Source organism: Mycolicibacterium canariasense, from assembly GCF_002101555.1.
GTDB lineage: Bacteria > Actinomycetota > Actinomycetes > Mycobacteriales > Mycobacteriaceae > Mycobacterium > Mycobacterium canariasense.
Genome location: NZ_LQOL01000052.1, coordinates 309656 through 323878, shown reverse-complemented (window position 1 = coordinate 323878; position 14223 = coordinate 309656). Strand labels below are relative to the sequence as shown.

General features: G+C 70.0%; 14 protein-coding genes. 2 read left to right on the top strand and 12 right to left on the bottom strand.

From position 1 onward, the window contains the following. Positions 1-4: 4 nt before the first annotated feature. The 4 genes from AWB94_RS17510 to rpsB all read right to left on the bottom strand — a co-directional run bounded on the left by AWB94_RS17510 (position 5) and on the right by rpsB (position 4451). A complete protein-coding gene (locus AWB94_RS17510) occupies positions 5-1183 on the bottom strand; it encodes an ABC transporter permease (RefSeq protein WP_062656407.1) in 1179 nt (392 codons plus the stop codon). A 109-nt stretch (positions 1184-1292) separates the two neighbouring features. Continuing rightward, positions 1293-2687 carry an amidase gene (locus AWB94_RS17505; protein WP_062656406.1) on the bottom strand — a complete coding sequence of 465 codons (1395 nt, stop codon included), beginning with the start codon at positions 2685-2687 and terminating at the stop codon, positions 1293-1295. A 97-nt stretch (positions 2688-2784) separates the two neighbouring features. Further along, the gene (gene tsf, locus AWB94_RS17500; protein WP_062656405.1) at positions 2785-3600 is read right to left on the bottom strand and encodes a translation elongation factor Ts; all 816 of its coding nucleotides are present in this window, start codon (positions 3598-3600) and stop codon (positions 2785-2787) included. A 20-nt stretch (positions 3601-3620) separates the two neighbouring features. Further along, positions 3621-4451 carry a 30S ribosomal protein S2 gene (rpsB, locus tag AWB94_RS17495; RefSeq protein WP_062656404.1) on the bottom strand — a complete coding sequence of 277 codons (831 nt, stop codon included), beginning with the start codon at positions 4449-4451 and terminating at the stop codon, positions 3621-3623. 303 nt (positions 4452-4754) lie between these two features. Here rpsB and AWB94_RS17490 point away from each other — a divergent pair, with 303 nt between their 5' ends. Beyond that, on the top strand, positions 4755-5330 hold the full coding sequence (locus tag AWB94_RS17490; protein ID WP_084395106.1) for a M23 family metallopeptidase: 576 nt from the start codon (positions 4755-4757) through the stop codon (positions 5328-5330). On the opposite strand, the gene AWB94_RS17485 is transcribed toward AWB94_RS17490, so the two are convergent. The 5 genes from AWB94_RS17485 to AWB94_RS17465 form a co-directional block, all read right to left on the bottom strand. Next, positions 5267-6157, bottom strand: a complete 891-nt coding sequence (locus AWB94_RS17485; RefSeq protein ID WP_234811768.1) for an alpha/beta fold hydrolase — start codon at positions 6155-6157, stop codon at positions 5267-5269. The genes AWB94_RS17490 and AWB94_RS17485 overlap by 64 nt on opposite strands. Then, the gene (locus tag AWB94_RS17480; protein WP_062656616.1) at positions 6150-7037 is read right to left on the bottom strand and encodes a tyrosine recombinase XerC; all 888 of its coding nucleotides are present in this window, start codon (positions 7035-7037) and stop codon (positions 6150-6152) included. The genes AWB94_RS17485 and AWB94_RS17480 overlap by 8 nt, the downstream gene beginning before the upstream one ends. A gap of 38 nt (positions 7038-7075) precedes the next feature. Next, positions 7076-8236, bottom strand: coding sequence for an alpha-hydroxy-acid oxidizing protein (locus AWB94_RS17475; RefSeq protein ID WP_062656402.1), 1161 nt, complete (start codon positions 8234-8236; stop codon positions 7076-7078). Positions 8237-8241: 5 nt separating this feature from the next. Then, a complete protein-coding gene (locus AWB94_RS17470) occupies positions 8242-9105 on the bottom strand; it encodes a siderophore-interacting protein (protein ID WP_062656401.1) in 864 nt (287 codons plus the stop codon). A 121-nt stretch (positions 9106-9226) separates the two neighbouring features. Continuing rightward, positions 9227-10171, bottom strand: a complete 945-nt coding sequence (locus tag AWB94_RS17465; protein WP_234811767.1) for an SDR family NAD(P)-dependent oxidoreductase — start codon at positions 10169-10171, stop codon at positions 9227-9229. Positions 10172-10273: 102 nt separating this feature from the next. Between AWB94_RS17465 and AWB94_RS17460 the strand changes: the two genes are divergently transcribed. After that, on the top strand, positions 10274-11119 hold the full coding sequence (locus AWB94_RS17460; protein WP_062656400.1) for a helix-turn-helix transcriptional regulator: 846 nt from the start codon (positions 10274-10276) through the stop codon (positions 11117-11119). 7 nt (positions 11120-11126) lie between these two features. On the opposite strand, the gene dprA is transcribed toward AWB94_RS17460, so the two are convergent. From dprA to AWB94_RS17445, 3 genes are read right to left on the bottom strand one after another with little or no spacing between them, the layout of a single operon-like run. Then, complete coding sequence (gene dprA, locus AWB94_RS17455; protein WP_062656399.1) at positions 11127-12254, bottom strand: DNA-processing protein DprA; 1128 nt, start codon at positions 12252-12254, stop codon at positions 11127-11129. After that, positions 12244-13761 (bottom strand): YifB family Mg chelatase-like AAA ATPase, encoded by a 1518-nt coding sequence (locus AWB94_RS17450; protein ID WP_062656398.1) that lies wholly within the window; start codon positions 13759-13761, stop codon positions 12244-12246. The genes dprA and AWB94_RS17450 overlap by 11 nt, the downstream gene beginning before the upstream one ends. Then, positions 13761-14123, bottom strand: a complete 363-nt coding sequence (locus AWB94_RS17445; RefSeq protein WP_062656397.1) for a YraN family protein — start codon at positions 14121-14123, stop codon at positions 13761-13763. The genes AWB94_RS17450 and AWB94_RS17445 overlap by 1 nt, the downstream gene beginning before the upstream one ends. Positions 14124-14223 lie beyond the last annotated feature (100 nt).

Genomic DNA, 14223 nt, shown 5'->3' with positions numbered 1-14223 from the left:
GCGCTCATCGGGCTCCCAACAATTCGACCGGCCGCTGTTGCAGCAGCCGGTGCACGGGGATCAGGGCGCCGACGATCGCCATGGCGGGGATGAACGCAGCAACCATGCCGGCGGCCTGCGCCCAGGCGGTCACCGTCGCGATACCCGGAATCACCAGGGCCACAGCAGCTCCCGCTCCCAGCACGCCGACGGCGTAGGCGACCACGAAGACGATGGCGGACTCGACCAGGAAGAAGTACAGCACCTCGTCGGCGAGTCCGATGCTCGACATGATCCCGAACTCGCGTTTGCGTTCGGAGACGGCGGCCAGGAACGAGGACACCGCGATGACGAATCCGAGGATGAGACCGATCGTCGAGATGAGGCCGAGCGTGGAACCGGTCACCTTGCCGGAGAACAGTGCCGAGAAGTTCTGCTCGAAGCTCAGCGGACCGACCCCGCCGACGGTGTCGTAGATCAGTCCCTGTCCGCCGGCCTCGGGTTGCACCGACGGGTCGGTGGTGGCGGGCAGTCCGGTCGCCGCGCCGAACACCTGGGCCAGGTCGCGACGCTTCTCCTGACCGGCGGGCGCGGTGATGGTCCACCAGCCGTTGTCACCCACCACGGTGCGCGCCAGTTCCGTTGGGATGGAGGCTGATTGGCCCGAGCCGGCGATATCCACCGTCAGGTTCTGCCCGCCGATCGCCACCTGGTCGCCAGGGTGTACACCCACCCGCGCGGCGAGTTGTTCGCCGATGGCGGCATGGCCCGCGGGGACGGTGTCGGTGCCACGGATCGACACCGGGATGCCGTTGACGGTGGTGGTGCCCGACAGTGTGCGGACCGCGGACCAGCCGTCCGGCACGGTGCTGATGGCCGGGGCGGGGCCGGCGGCCACCAGGGCCTGGGCGTCGTTGTCGTAGTGCACGCCGGCGGCGGGCACCACCCACAACTGCGCGTCGCCGATCACGTCGGTGACCGAGTCCGCGCCGGTGATGGCAAAACTCGCGGCGATGGTGCGCACGACGGTGACGCAAGCGATGGCCAGCGCGATGCCCAGGACCGACAGCACGAACCGCTCGGGCCGGCGTTTGATGTTGGCCAGTGCGAACCGGATCAGGCACCAGAAGGTGTTGCCGGATGCGGCGGCGATCTCCGGTGGACGGGTGATCGTGGGTGGTGCAGCGGACTCCACGAGGGGAATAGTCGGACCGCGGTGTTTCGCCCGATCGAGTCTGTGGTATCCGGCGCGTTAACGGGTGGTGGTTGCCATTACAACGACATGTCTTAAGACAACGGATTTCGTTGTCGATTCAGCCCTGGATCCGCGGAAACGGCTGCACTTCCTCGAGTTCGTAGGCCAATTCGAGCAGAATTCGCTCTTGGCCCTGCGGGGCGCTGAACATCATCCCGACCGGTAATCCGTGTGTGGAGCGGCCGAGGGGCAGTGAGATCGCCGGGTCTCCGGTGACGTTCTGCAGCGGTGTGAAGGCCACCCATTCCACCAGCCTGTCGATGATCTGTTGATAGGGCGCGGTCGGGTCGAGGTGTCCGATCGGTGGTGTCACGTCGGCCAGTGTCGGGGTGAGCAGCACGTCGTAGGAGGTGGACAGCCGCGCGATGATCCGGCGGGTTCGGGCCAGCCTGGCGATCACCAGCGGCATCCGGTACAGGTTGCGCCCCGCCATTGCCTCCAGGCCGACGGTGAGGTTGTCCAGTTTGCCCTTGTCGAAGGTCGGGCCGAATGTGCGCGGGCCGCCGCGCACCAGGGCGAAGGCCAGCAGCGACCAGTACAACAGGAAGTCGTCCATGAACGACGCCGGCACCGGGTTGGCGATCTCGGTGACCCGGTGCCCGAGCCCCTCCAGTTGCACCGCGGTCTTCATCGTCAGGTCCCGGACCTCCGGGCTGGCTTGGCGGGCAATCGATTCCGTGCACACCGCGATGCGCAGCCGGGTACCGCCCGGTCCGGTGACATCACCGACGGGGGGCAACTTCGGATTGCGTCGCAGCCGTTCGGCCTCGCGGTAGAACGCCGCGGTGTCGCGCACCGATCGGGTGAGCACGCCATTGGCGACGATGCGCAGCGGCATCTGGCGCATCTGCTTGTCCAGCGGCAGCCGGCCACGGGATGGTTTGAGCCCGACCAGCCCGTTGCACGCGGCCGGGATGCGGATGGACCCGCCGCCGTCGTTGGCGTGCGCGATGGGCACCACCCCGGCGGCGACGAAGGCACCCGATCCGGACGACGAGGCCCCGGCAGTGTAGTCGGTGTGCCACGGATTGCGGACCGGCCCCAGCCGGGGATGCTCGGCCGAGGCGCTGAACCCGAATTCGGACAGCCGGGTCTTGCCCAGCGCGACCAGGCCGGTGCCGAGGTAGGCGCGGGCGAAGTCACCGTCGGCAACTGCCGGGCGCGGCACCCAGGCGTCGGTGCCGTCCATCGTGGGCATCCCCGCGACGTCGACGTTGTCCTTCACGAACGTCGGGATGCCGGCGAAGAAGCCGCTGCGGGGTGCGCCGGCGCGGGCCCGGTCGAACGCCTCGTGGGCCAACCCGTTGAGGGCGGGGTTGACGGCTTGCGCGCGGGCGATGGCGGCGTCGATCAGTTCGGCCGGCGAGACGTCGCCGGCGCGCAGGGCGGCGACCAGCGCCACCGCGTCCAGGTCACCGAGGGCGTCGACGCCGAAGGCGTGCACACGTGTCATGCGCCCGACGGTACCAGCACGTACCAGCACTCGGGCGCGCAGACAGAAATGTCCCCCCGCACCGCGGTGCGAGGGGACATCTGTGCCTGTTGGGCCCTTAGGCCTGGCCGACCTCGAACCGGACGAACCGGGTCACGGTCACGCCGGCCTCGTCCAGCAGCGCCTTGACGGACTTCTTGTTGTCCGACACCGACGGCTGGTCCAGCAGCACCACGTCCTTGTAGAACCCGGTGAGCCGGCCCTCGACGATCTTGGCCAGCGCGGCTTCGGGCTTGCCCTCTTCCTTGGCGGTCTCCTCGGCGATGCGGCGCTCGTTGGCGACGACATCGGCGGGCACCTCTTCGCGGGTGAGGTACTTGGCCTTCAGCGCGGCGATCTGCAGGGCCACCGCGTGCGCGGCGCCCTGGTCGGATCCCGTGTACTCGACCAGCACGCCGACGGCCGGCGGCAGGTCGGCGGCGCGCTTGTGCAGGTAGGTCTCCACCTGGCCGTCGAAGTAGGCGACCCGGCGCAGTTCCAGCTTCTCGCCGATCTTGGCGGACAGGTCCGCGACGAGCTGCTCGACGGTGGTGTCGCCCACCTTGGCGGCCTTCAGCGCGTCGACGTCGGTCGCCTTGGACTCGGCGGCGGCGGTGACGATCTGTTCGGCCACGCCCCGGAATTCGTCGTTCTTGGCGACGAAGTCGGTCTCGGAGTTCAGCTCGATCAGGGCGCCGTCCTTGGCGGCCACCAGGCCCTCGGCGGTCGCGCGCTCGGCGCGCTTGCCGACATCCTTGGCGCCCTTGATGCGCAGCACCTCGACGGCCTTGTCGAAATCGCCGTCGGTCTCGGTGAGCGCGTTCTTGCAGTCGAGCATGCCGGCGCCGGTCAGCTCCCGCAGGCGCTTGACGTCGGCAGCGGTGTAGTTAGCCATAAAAGCGTTCTCCTGGAAATTTAGGAAGCGTCGGTGGTGGTGTCGGCAGCGCCGGTGCTGTCGGCGGTACCGGTGGTGGCACCCGCCAGCAGCTCCTGCTCCCACTCGGCGAGCGGCTCGGCCGCCGCCCCGTCACCCTGGCCGGCCTCGGTCTTACCGGCGCCGGCGCGGGCCTGCAGGCCTTCGGCGACGGCGGAGGCGATCACCTTGGTGAGCAGCGCGGCCGAGCGGATCGCGTCGTCGTTGCCCGGGACCGGGTAGTTGACCTGATCGGGATCGCAGTTGGTGTCGAGGATGGCGATCACCGGGATGCCGAGCTTGATGGCCTCGTTGACGGCCAGGTGCTCCTTGTTGGTGTCGACGACCCAGATGGCCGAGGGCACCTTCTGCATGTCCCGGATACCGCCGAGGCTGCGCTCCAGCTTGTTCTTCTCACGCGTGAGCATGAGGATTTCCTTCTTGGTGCGGCCTTCGAACCCACCGGTCTGCTCCATGGCCTCGAGCTCCTTGAGGCGCTGCAGGCGCTTGTGCACGGTGGAGAAGTTGGTGAGCATGCCGCCCAGCCAGCGCTGGTTCACATAGGGCATGCCGACCCGGGTCGCCTCGTCGGCGATGGATTCCTGGGCCTGCTTCTTGGTGCCGACGAACAGGATGGTGCCGCCGTGGGCCACCGTCTCCTTGACGAACTCGTAGGCCTTGTCGATGTAGGTCAGCGTCTGCTGCAGATCGATGATGTAGATGCCGTTGCGGTCGGTGAAGATGAACCGCTTCATCTTGGGGTTCCAACGACGGGTCTGGTGCCCGAAGTGTGCGCCGCTGTCGAGCAGCTGCTTCATGGTTACAACAGCCATGAGTGCGTGATTCCTTTGTGTCGGTTGTCGTCCGGAATCGGTCGATCCCGGACCCTGGCGTCTGCAGCTGCCGGACCCGCTTCGGTTTCCCGAACCAGGACCGCCCGGCATGCTGGTGCAACCCGAATCGAGCGGGGTTGCGGGGCAGGCGCGCGAAGTCAGCCCACGGATGTGAGCTGCGGATAGCAGTTTACACCGTGGACACAGGTGCTTTTACCACTGCAGTTATGCACAGTCGGGCCGTTGTCCACATTTCCCGGCGGACGGGTTTCCAACTCGTCGGCAACCGGCTGAGCTGGGCTGATGAAGTTGTCGGCGGTATTGGCTGTGGCAGCGTTGGCGGCGGCGCTGTTCGCGGCACCGGCATATGCGGACACCCCGCGGCTGCGTTGGCCGCTGCAACCCCGGCCGGTGGTGACCCGCGCCTTCGACCCGCCCGCCGCCCGCTGGAACAGCGGTCACCGCGGGGTCGATCTGGCCGGTTCCCCCGGCCGGCCGGTCTACGCCGCCGGGCCAGGAACGGTGGTGTTCGCCGCGGAATTGGCCGGGCGCCCGCTGGTCTCCATCGCCCATCCCGGCGGCCTGCGCACCAGCTACGAACCGGTGCGCCCCACGGTGCGGGCCGGGCAACTGGTGCAGGCGGGCAGTCCGCTCGGGGTACTGCTCGGCGGCCACCCCGGCTGCCCGGCGACGGCCTGTCTGCATTGGGGTGCCATGTGGGGTGCGGCGGCCCGGGCCGACTACGTCGACCCGCTGGGGTTGATCGCCGAGACCCCGATCCGGCTCAAGCCGCTGGGCCGCGCGCGGCGCGGCGGTCAGCTCCCAGTGCCGAGTCGACCGAGAAAGCTCAGCATGATCGAACCCACCAGATCAGGCTGATCACGCTGAACCCAATGCCCGGCTCCGGCAACGACGTCCAGGGTGGCCGCGGGTATCGCGGCTGCCGCGTCGTGGGCGTGCGCCACCGGCACGGCGGAGTCGCTGCCGCCGTGGACGACGAGGACCGGCACGGCGATGTCCGCGAGCCGGTCCCGGTAGTCGGTGCGCAGGCCGGTGCACCGGACCTGGTCGCGCTGCCACTGTTCGAACGCGGCGAAGGCGTCGTCCGATCGCGCGGCGGCCGACACCTCGTCCAGCAGTTCCGGGGTGCGCCGGGTCGCGTCCCGCACCAGGGCGGCCATACTCCGCTCCAGCATCCAGCGGTGGCGCGCCACACCGCGGCTCAGCGTGGTGAGCAGGCCGGTGCGCAGCAGCGCCCAGGTCAGCACCTGTCGTGGCCCGGAGAACGGGCCGTCGGACAACCGGGGCATCAGCCCGTAGCTGCCCAACAACATCGCCGCGGTCACCGAACCCGGCCTGGCCAGGGCGTGCCCGATGGTCATCCCGCCGCCCAGTGAGAGGCCACCGGTCACGTGCGGACCCAGATCCAGCGCGTCGGTGAACTCGCCGACGTAGTCGACGAGGCGCTGCTGGGTGGCCCGCCACGACGCGGCCGGGCTACGCCCGTAGCCCGGGTGGTCGGGGGCGACGACGCGATGTCCAGCCGCGGCCAGCCGTGGTCCGATCTCGCCCCAGGACAGCGCCGCGTTGTCCAGCCCGCCGCCGTGCAGCAGCACGACGGTCAGACCAGAGGCCGGACGGCGGGCAGCCCATTCCAGATACGACACCGTGGCGCCGGGCAGATCGACGGTCGATCGCTCAGGCACGCGGATGTGCCTGGTCGTGCACCGCCCGCAGCCGTGCCACCGTGACATGGGTATAGAGCTGCGTGGTGGCCAGGCTGGAGTGGCCGAGCAGTTCCTGCACGATGCGCAGGTCGGCCCCGCCTTCCAGCAGGTGGGTGGCGGCGCTGTGCCGCAGGCCGTGCGGGCCGAGGACGGGTGCGCCGTCTACGGCGGCCATGGTGTCGTGCACGACGGTGCGGACCTGGCGTTGATCGACCCGGCCGCCGCGGGCACCCAGCAGCAGCGCCGGGCCGGACTTCGCGGTGACCAGTTTCGGGCGGCCGTCGCGCAGCCACGCCTGCAACGCCACGGCGGCTGGTTCACCGAACGGCACCGTGCGCTGCTTGTTGCCCTTGCCCAGTACCCGCAGCACCCGGCGGGAGGTGTCCACGTCGTCGATGTCCAGGCCGCACAGCTCGCTGACCCGGATCCCGGTGGCGTACAGCAACTCCACCATCAGGCGGTCCCGCAGCGCCAGCGGGTCCCCTTGTTGCGCACCGGATTTCAGCGCGTCCAGGGCGTCGAGCGCCTGGTCCTGGCGCAGCACCGCCGGCAGCGTGCGATGCGATTTCGGGGTTTGCAGCCGGGCCGCGGGATCGGTGCGTAACAGTCCCCGGTGGCACGCCCAGGCGGTGAACGTCTTGACCGCCGACGTGCGGCGGGCCAGCGTCGTGCGCGCCGCGCCGGCGCCGGCCTGGCCGGCCAGCCAGGACCGCAGCGTGATGAGGCTCAGGCTTTCCAGCCCACCGCCGGTGAACTCGAACAGCGACCGCAGGTCACCGAGGTAGGCGCGGCGGGTGTGCTCGGAGCGGCCGCGTTGCAGGGCGAGGTAGGTGTCGAATTCCTCGAGGATGGGCTCGATCTGCACTCCCCCACCGTGCTGCGCCGGGGTCGGGCTGTCTAGGTGACGCGCCGCAGCGTGTCCGGGGTGAGATCAGCCAGTGACCGGTATCCGTCGACCGCCATGATCAGGTCCGCCTCGGCGAGCAGCGAGCGCAGCACGTGCACCACCCCGTCGACCCCGCCGAGCGCCAGACCGTAGGCGTACGGGCGGCCGACGCCGACCGCGGTGGCCCCCAGGGCGAGCGCCTTGACGATATCGGCGCCGCTGCGCACCCCGGAGTCGAACAGCACGGGCATCCCGTCGGCGGCGGCCACCACCTCGGGCAGGCAGTCGATGGCGGGCAGGCCGCCGTTGGCCTGGCGGCCGCCGTGGTTGGAGCAGTAGATGCCGTCGACACCGACATCGCGGGCCCGCCGCACGTCGTCGGGATGGCAGATGCCCTTGACCAGCAACGGCAGTGTCGTCAACGTCCGCAACCAGGCCAGGTCGTCCCAGGTGACGCATTGGCCGAAGGTCTGGATCCAGTTCAGGATCGCGGCTTGCGGGTTCTCCTCGGGCGGCTGCGCCAGCCCGGCCCGGAACACCGGGTCGCTGGTGTAGTTGGTCAGGCAGTGCCCGCGCAGCTGCGGGAAGTTGGAGGTGCTCAGGTCGCGGGGTCGCCAGCCCGGCACCCAGGTGTCGAGGGTGACGATGATGCCGCGATATCCGGCGGCTTCGGCACGCGCCACGAAACTGGCCGCCAGGTCCCGGTTCTTCGGGGTGTAGAGCTGGAAGAAGCCTGGGGTGTCACCGAATTCGGCGGCCACGGCTTCCAGCGGATCGGTGGTCAGGGTGGATACCACCATGGGCACGCCGGTGCGCGCGGCCGCCCTGGCCGCGGCGATGTCACCGTGCCCGTCCTGAGCGCACAGCCCGATCACCCCGATGGGCGCCATGAACAGCGGCGAGGGCAGCGTGAGCCCGAACAGGTCGACCGTCAGGTCACGTTCGGTGGCCCCGACGCACATGCGGGGGATCAGACCCCAGTTCTCGAAGGCGCTGACGTTGACCCGCTGGGTGCGTTCGTCGCCGGCGCCGCCGGCCACATACGACCACAGCGACGCGGACATCGCCTTTTCGGCGCGCTCCTCCAATTCGGCGTAACCGATCGGGAGCGAGGGCACCACCCCGGACAGGCCCTGCAGGTAGATCTCGAACTGGAAGTCGCCGAATGCCATGGGGGTCAGTCTGGCTGGCCCGCTTCCGCTTTCGCCAGCTCGGCCTTCCACTGCCGGAAGGTCTCCTCGGTGCGCCCGCGCCGCCAGTACCCGGAGATGGACGCCCACTTGGCCTCCACACCGCGCTCTTTGCGCAGGTAGGGCCGGATATTGTGCATGACGGCCTGAGCCTCGCCGTGCACGAACGCCTGCACCTGGCCGGGCCACCATGGCGCCCCGCGGACCGCCGCCACCAGGGGCGCGTTGTCACCGGCCTGGGTGTCGGGCACCTCGTCCGCCCGGCCACCGCGATGGATCCAGTGCACCGCGACGCCGGCCGGCGCGGGCAGTTCCAGCTCGTCCTCGGGCCCGGCGACCTCCACGAACACCTGCCCGACGGCGTCGGTGGGCAGCGCGTCGAGTGCGGCGCTGATCGCGGGCAGCCCGGCTTCGTCGCCGGCCAGCAGGTGCCAGTCGGCGGCCGGGTCCGGGGCGTAGGCGCCGCTCGGGCCCATCAGGTATGCCGGCTGGCCTGGCTTGGCCGCCGCCGCCCAGGGGCCGGCCACGCCTTGGTCGCCGTGGACGACGAAATCGATGGTGATTTCGCCCCTTTCGGTGTCCACGTTGCGCACCGTGTAGGTGCGTACCGTGGGGCGGTGGTCCTCGGGGAGCTCGCCGAAGCTGTCCAGGGTCAGCGGCTGCGGCAGCGCGGCGACGTCGACGCCGTCGGGAACGATGGCCAGCTTGACGTAGGAATCGGTGAACGGGCTGGGGGTGAAGGTGTCGAAGCCCTGCCCCTGGTGGCTGCCGCGCAGCACCAGCCGGATCATGTGCGGGGTCAGCTGCGTGGTGCTGACCACCTCGAAAGTGTGGACCGGACGTCCCGCCATGGCGGTCCCCCATTTCTGTCGATCGATTCCGTGACCACTGTACGAGCGGTCGCCCCGGCACGGTCGGCTACACGTGCCGGGGGTCGCGGTGATGACGGTCAGGTCGTCAGCGGTCCATCGATCAGGACCAGTTCAGCGTCGGCAGCAGGTGGGCGGTCGCGGCCCAGAGCTGTTGTTCGCGGACGCGGTCGTGGGCGAACGGCTGCACCGGCCGCTCGGCGTTCTTGACCACGAAGGCTCCGTCTTTCAGGTGGGCCCATCGGGCGTCGACGGCGACCGAGGCCAGCAGCGGACCCGACCGCGCCGGCGATGAGACCCCAGGGATCGCCTGGATGGCCCGCCCGATCCGTTGGACGGCAGCGCCGCCGAACCCGCGCGACAACCCGGTGCCGGGCATGAAGCCGGGTTCGAACACCGCGACGGTGACCCCGTCCGGGAGGTGCCGTTGCAGTTCGTGGGCGTAGTACAGGATCGCCAGTTTCGCATTGGAGTAGGCGATCCCGCTGTGCTCCATGGTCGCCGGCTCGTCCGGCGGCAACGGACGTGCGATCTCGATCGGATCTCGCCACCGCGCCGGCGCGACGTGCAGGATCTTGCGAAAGATGTTCTGGTGGTAGGTGTTCGATCCGACGAGCACGATGCGGGCGGGTGCGCTGAACTGGTGGCGCAACTCGCCGATCAGCTGGGCGTGGGCCAGATAGTTCACCGCGAAGGTGAGCTCGTAGCCGTCGGCCGATGCCGTGTGGGTGTCGACGGACATCAGGCCGGCGTTGGCGATCAGTCCGCGCAACGGCCGCGTCTGCCCCGCCGCGACCAGCTCGCCGACCGCGCCGGCCGCGGCGCGGACATCGGACAGCCTGGTCAGATCCGCGCCGATGTCGTGGACCACGGCCCCTTCCGCGCGTGCTTCCGCGGCGACGGAGCTCAGGGCGTCGCCGGGCCGGCCGACCAGCAGGAGGTCCGGTCGCTCGGCGTGGGGCCGGCGCGCCAGCGCCAGCGTGGTTTCCCGGCCCAGCCCGCCTGTCGGCCCGGTGATCAGGACGGTGCCCGGTGTCATCGCAGTCATGTCCGCCACGGTGGACGCGCGCGCCCGTCTTAGCCAGCAGTCGGGTGTTCCTGGGACTGTCAGGGCCAGGACACCGCCGCCGCGCGCACGCACACTGGAGTGATGGCCTCACCCGAGTTCGGCCGCGTCGTGCGGCAGTGGCGCGGTCGCGTGATGCCCACCACCGTCGGCATTGCGCTTGGCGGCCGGCGCCGCGCGACAGGATTGCGCCGCGAAGAGCTGGCCGGGCTGGCCGGTATCTCGGTCGACTACCTGACACGTTTGGAGCAGGGCCGTGCCACGTCACCCTCGGCCCAGGTCGTCGAGGCACTGGCCCGCTCGCTTCGGGTCACCGACGCCGACCGTGCCCTGTTGTTCCGGTTGGCCGGGCACGAACCGCCCGGCCTGGACCTGGTGCCCCAGCGCATCACACCCAGCGTGCAGCGTCTGCTGGACCGCCTGGCCCACACGCCCGTCGCCGTGCACGATGCGACGTGGACGCTGGTGACGGCCAACGCCCCCTACGACGCGCTGATGGGCGCCACCACGCAATGGCGCGGCATCGAACGCAACGCCGTCTGGCGCCACCTGCTCGGCCCCGGTTCGCGTGCGGTGCAGACCGCGGACCAGAAAGCGGAGTTCCACGCCCACCTGGTCGCCGATCTGCGGATGACCGCTGCCCGCTACCCCGCCGACCCACGTCTCAAGAGGCTGATCCGCGAGCTCACAACGCAGAGCCCCCGATTCGTCGAATTGTGGGAATCAGGCGCTCCCCCTGTCCCTTCGGATTTCGGCAAGCACAAGGTGATCGATCACCCCGGGGTCGGCCGCATCACCCTGGAATGCGACACCCTCATCGTCACCGCCGAGGATCTGCGCATCACCATGTACACCGCCGAACCCGACACCGAGGACGCCGACCGCCTCGCCCTGGCGATCGTGCTGGGCACCCAGGTGATGGCCGACTGAGCCCGCTTCACGTCGCCGCGATACGCCACCTCCCGTCCCGCCGCTCGACCAGACCGGAGGCCTCCAGCAGCGCCAGTGGCCCGAGTACCGACTCGGGCGCCAGTGCCGCGTCGACGGCGATCTGCTCGACACTGCGGTAGCCGCGGGCCGGCAGCGCCTCGTACACCACCTGTTCGGACCTCGACAGTGCGTCGAGCTTGGCCACGGGATGCGCCGGAATGTCCGCGAATTCTCCTGCCTTTCCTACTATTTCGATCAACTCGGCGGCCCGGTCGACCAACGTCGCCCCACCCCGCAGCAGCACGTGGCAGCCCGCCGACGCCGACGACGTCACCGGCCCGGGCACCGCACACACCACCCGGCCCATGGCATCGGCCCAGCCGGCGGTGTTGGCGGCCCCGCTGCGCAATCCGGCCTCCACCACGACGGTGGCGCGACCCAGTGCCGCCACCAGACGGTTACGGGCCAGGAAGCGGAAGCGGGCCGGACGCACCCCGGGCGGATACTCGGTGATCACCAATCCGCTTTGCGAGATACGGTGCAGCAGGGCCGAATGCCCGCTGGGATAGGGCACGTCGATACCGCCGGCCAGCACCGCCACCGTGCAGCCGTCGGCGGCCAGCGTCGCGCGGTGCGCGGCACCGTCGATCCCGTAGGCGCCGCCGGAGACCACCGCCACATCCTGTTGGGCCAAGCCTTCGGCCAGACTGGCCGCGACATGCTCGCCGTACGCGGTGGCGGCCCGGGTTCCCACGATGGCCGCGGCGCGGTCGGCGATGTCGTCCATGCGTGCGGGCCCGACGGCCCACAGCACCATCGGGACGTACCCGTCCTGCTTCTTGCGGACGTTTTCATTGCCGAACGCGGCGAAGGCCAGATGCGGCCATTCGTCGTCCTCCGGGGTGATCAGCCGGCCGCCCCGGCGGTCGATCAGCTCCAGATCGTCTGCCACGCAATCCAGTTCGCGGCGCGCCGCGACCACCTCGGTCAGCGGTTCAGGTTCGGTGCCGGACCGAATTCTCGCGGCCGCCTCGAGGGCGCCGTGCCGGCCGACATATTCGGTTAGGGCGGGGCAGGGCGGTTCGGCCACCCGGGACAGATAGGCCCAGGCCTGGCGCGTGCGGTCATCGGCCATCGTGCACCACCACGTCGCGGAAGCTCAACGCCGTCCAGACGTCCTCCACCGTCGGGGACTGCTTTCCGGCGAGGTCGGCGATGGACCACGCCACCCGCAGGGTGCGGTCCACGCCACGGATGCTGAGGGTGCCCCGATCCAGGGCGGTGCGCAGCGGCTCCATCGCCGTCCGGCTGAGCCGGAACGCCCGCCGCAGCACCGGCCCGGGCACCTCGGCATTGGTACGCACCCCAACGGGTTGCCAGCGGTGTGCGGCAGCCGCCCGGGCGTCGGCGACGCGTTCGCGCACCGCGGCCGTCGGTTCGGGGGCCTGGTCGGCGAAGGCTCCGGCACGCACCTGGTGCATCTGCACCCGCAGGTCGACCCGGTCCATCAACGGACCGGACAGCTTGCCCAGGTAGCGGCGTTTCACCGCGGCCGGACACACACAGTCGCGTGGGTTGGCCGGTGCACATGGGCATTCGTTGGCCGCCAGGATGAGCTGGAATCGTGCCGGGTAGCGCGCGACACCGTCCCGGCGCGCCAGCCGGATCTCGCCGTCCTCCAACGGTGTCCGCATGGCTTCCAGCACGCTGGTGCCGATCTCCGCGCATTCGTCGAGGAACAGTACGCCGCGATGCGCCCGGCTGACCGCGCCCGGGCGGGCCATGCCCGACCCGCCACCCACCATCGCCGCCACGCTGGACGTGTGATGCGGGGCGATGAACGGCGGCTCGGTGATCAACGGCGTCGCCCCGGTCAACAACCCCGCCACCGAATGAATCGCGGTGACCTCCAACGCCTCGTCCTCCGACAACGGCGGCAACAAACCCGGAAGCCGCTGCGCCAACATCGTTTTCCCGATCCCCGGCGGACCACTCAAAAACAAATGATGCGCACCGGCCGCAGCCACCTCCACCGCATAACGCGCCTGGGTCTGCCCCACCACATCGGCCAGATCCACCGTCGGCCGCGGCGCCGGCGCCACCGCATCCACCCGGCCCGCCAACCCACCCTTGCCCGCCAACCACGCCTGCAACTGCCGCAGAGTGCGCACACCCCACACCTCGATGCCCTCGACCAGACTCGCCTCGGCCAAGTTCTCCTCGGGCACCACCGCCACCGGCCAGCCCTCCTGTTTGCCCGCGCGCACCGCCGGCAGAATCCCGGTCACCGGCCGCACCCGACCATCGAGGGCCAATTCGCCCAGCAGCAACGTCTTTTCCAGCCGCGGCCACTCCTTCTTGCCGTGCGCCGAGAGCACCGCGGCCGCCAACGCCAGGTCATAGGCCGAACCGTTCTTGGGCAACGTCGCCGGCGACAACGCCAACGTCAACCGCGACATCGGCCACTCGTTACCGCAATTGGTGATCGCCGCCCGCACCCGATCCCGCGACTCCTGCAACGCCGCATCCCCCAAACCCACCAGATGCACCCCCGGCAGACCCGAGGCGATATCGGCCTCGATCTCCACGATGACACCCTCCACCCCGCGGATGGCCACCGAAAACGCCCGCCCCAACGCCATCAGCCGACCCCCCGCACATGCGCCAACTCCGGCACCCGGGTCCGCCCGATGCGCACCCCGATCACATCGATACGCACACCCGCCCAGCTGCGGTCCTGCTGGGCCAGCCACAACCCCGCCAACCGCCGCAACCGGCGCACCTTCACCGGTGACACCGCCTGAGCCACCCCACCGAACGCATCACTGGTCCGGGTCTTGACCTCCACGAACACCACCGTGGCACCCTCGACAGCAATCACATCCAACTCGCCGTACCGGCACCGCCAATTACGCTGCAACACCCGCAAACCCAACGACTGCAGATGCTCAACCGCCAACCGCTCCCCCAACGCCCCGATCTCGGCGCGACTCCATGTCTCCATGAATCAAAGAGTCGCCAGCACCCCCGACAGAACCGATCGGGTCAGCCCTCGCGAGGGGTAGTTATCCACAATCGCGGATCCATCCACAGCCGCCGGCGGC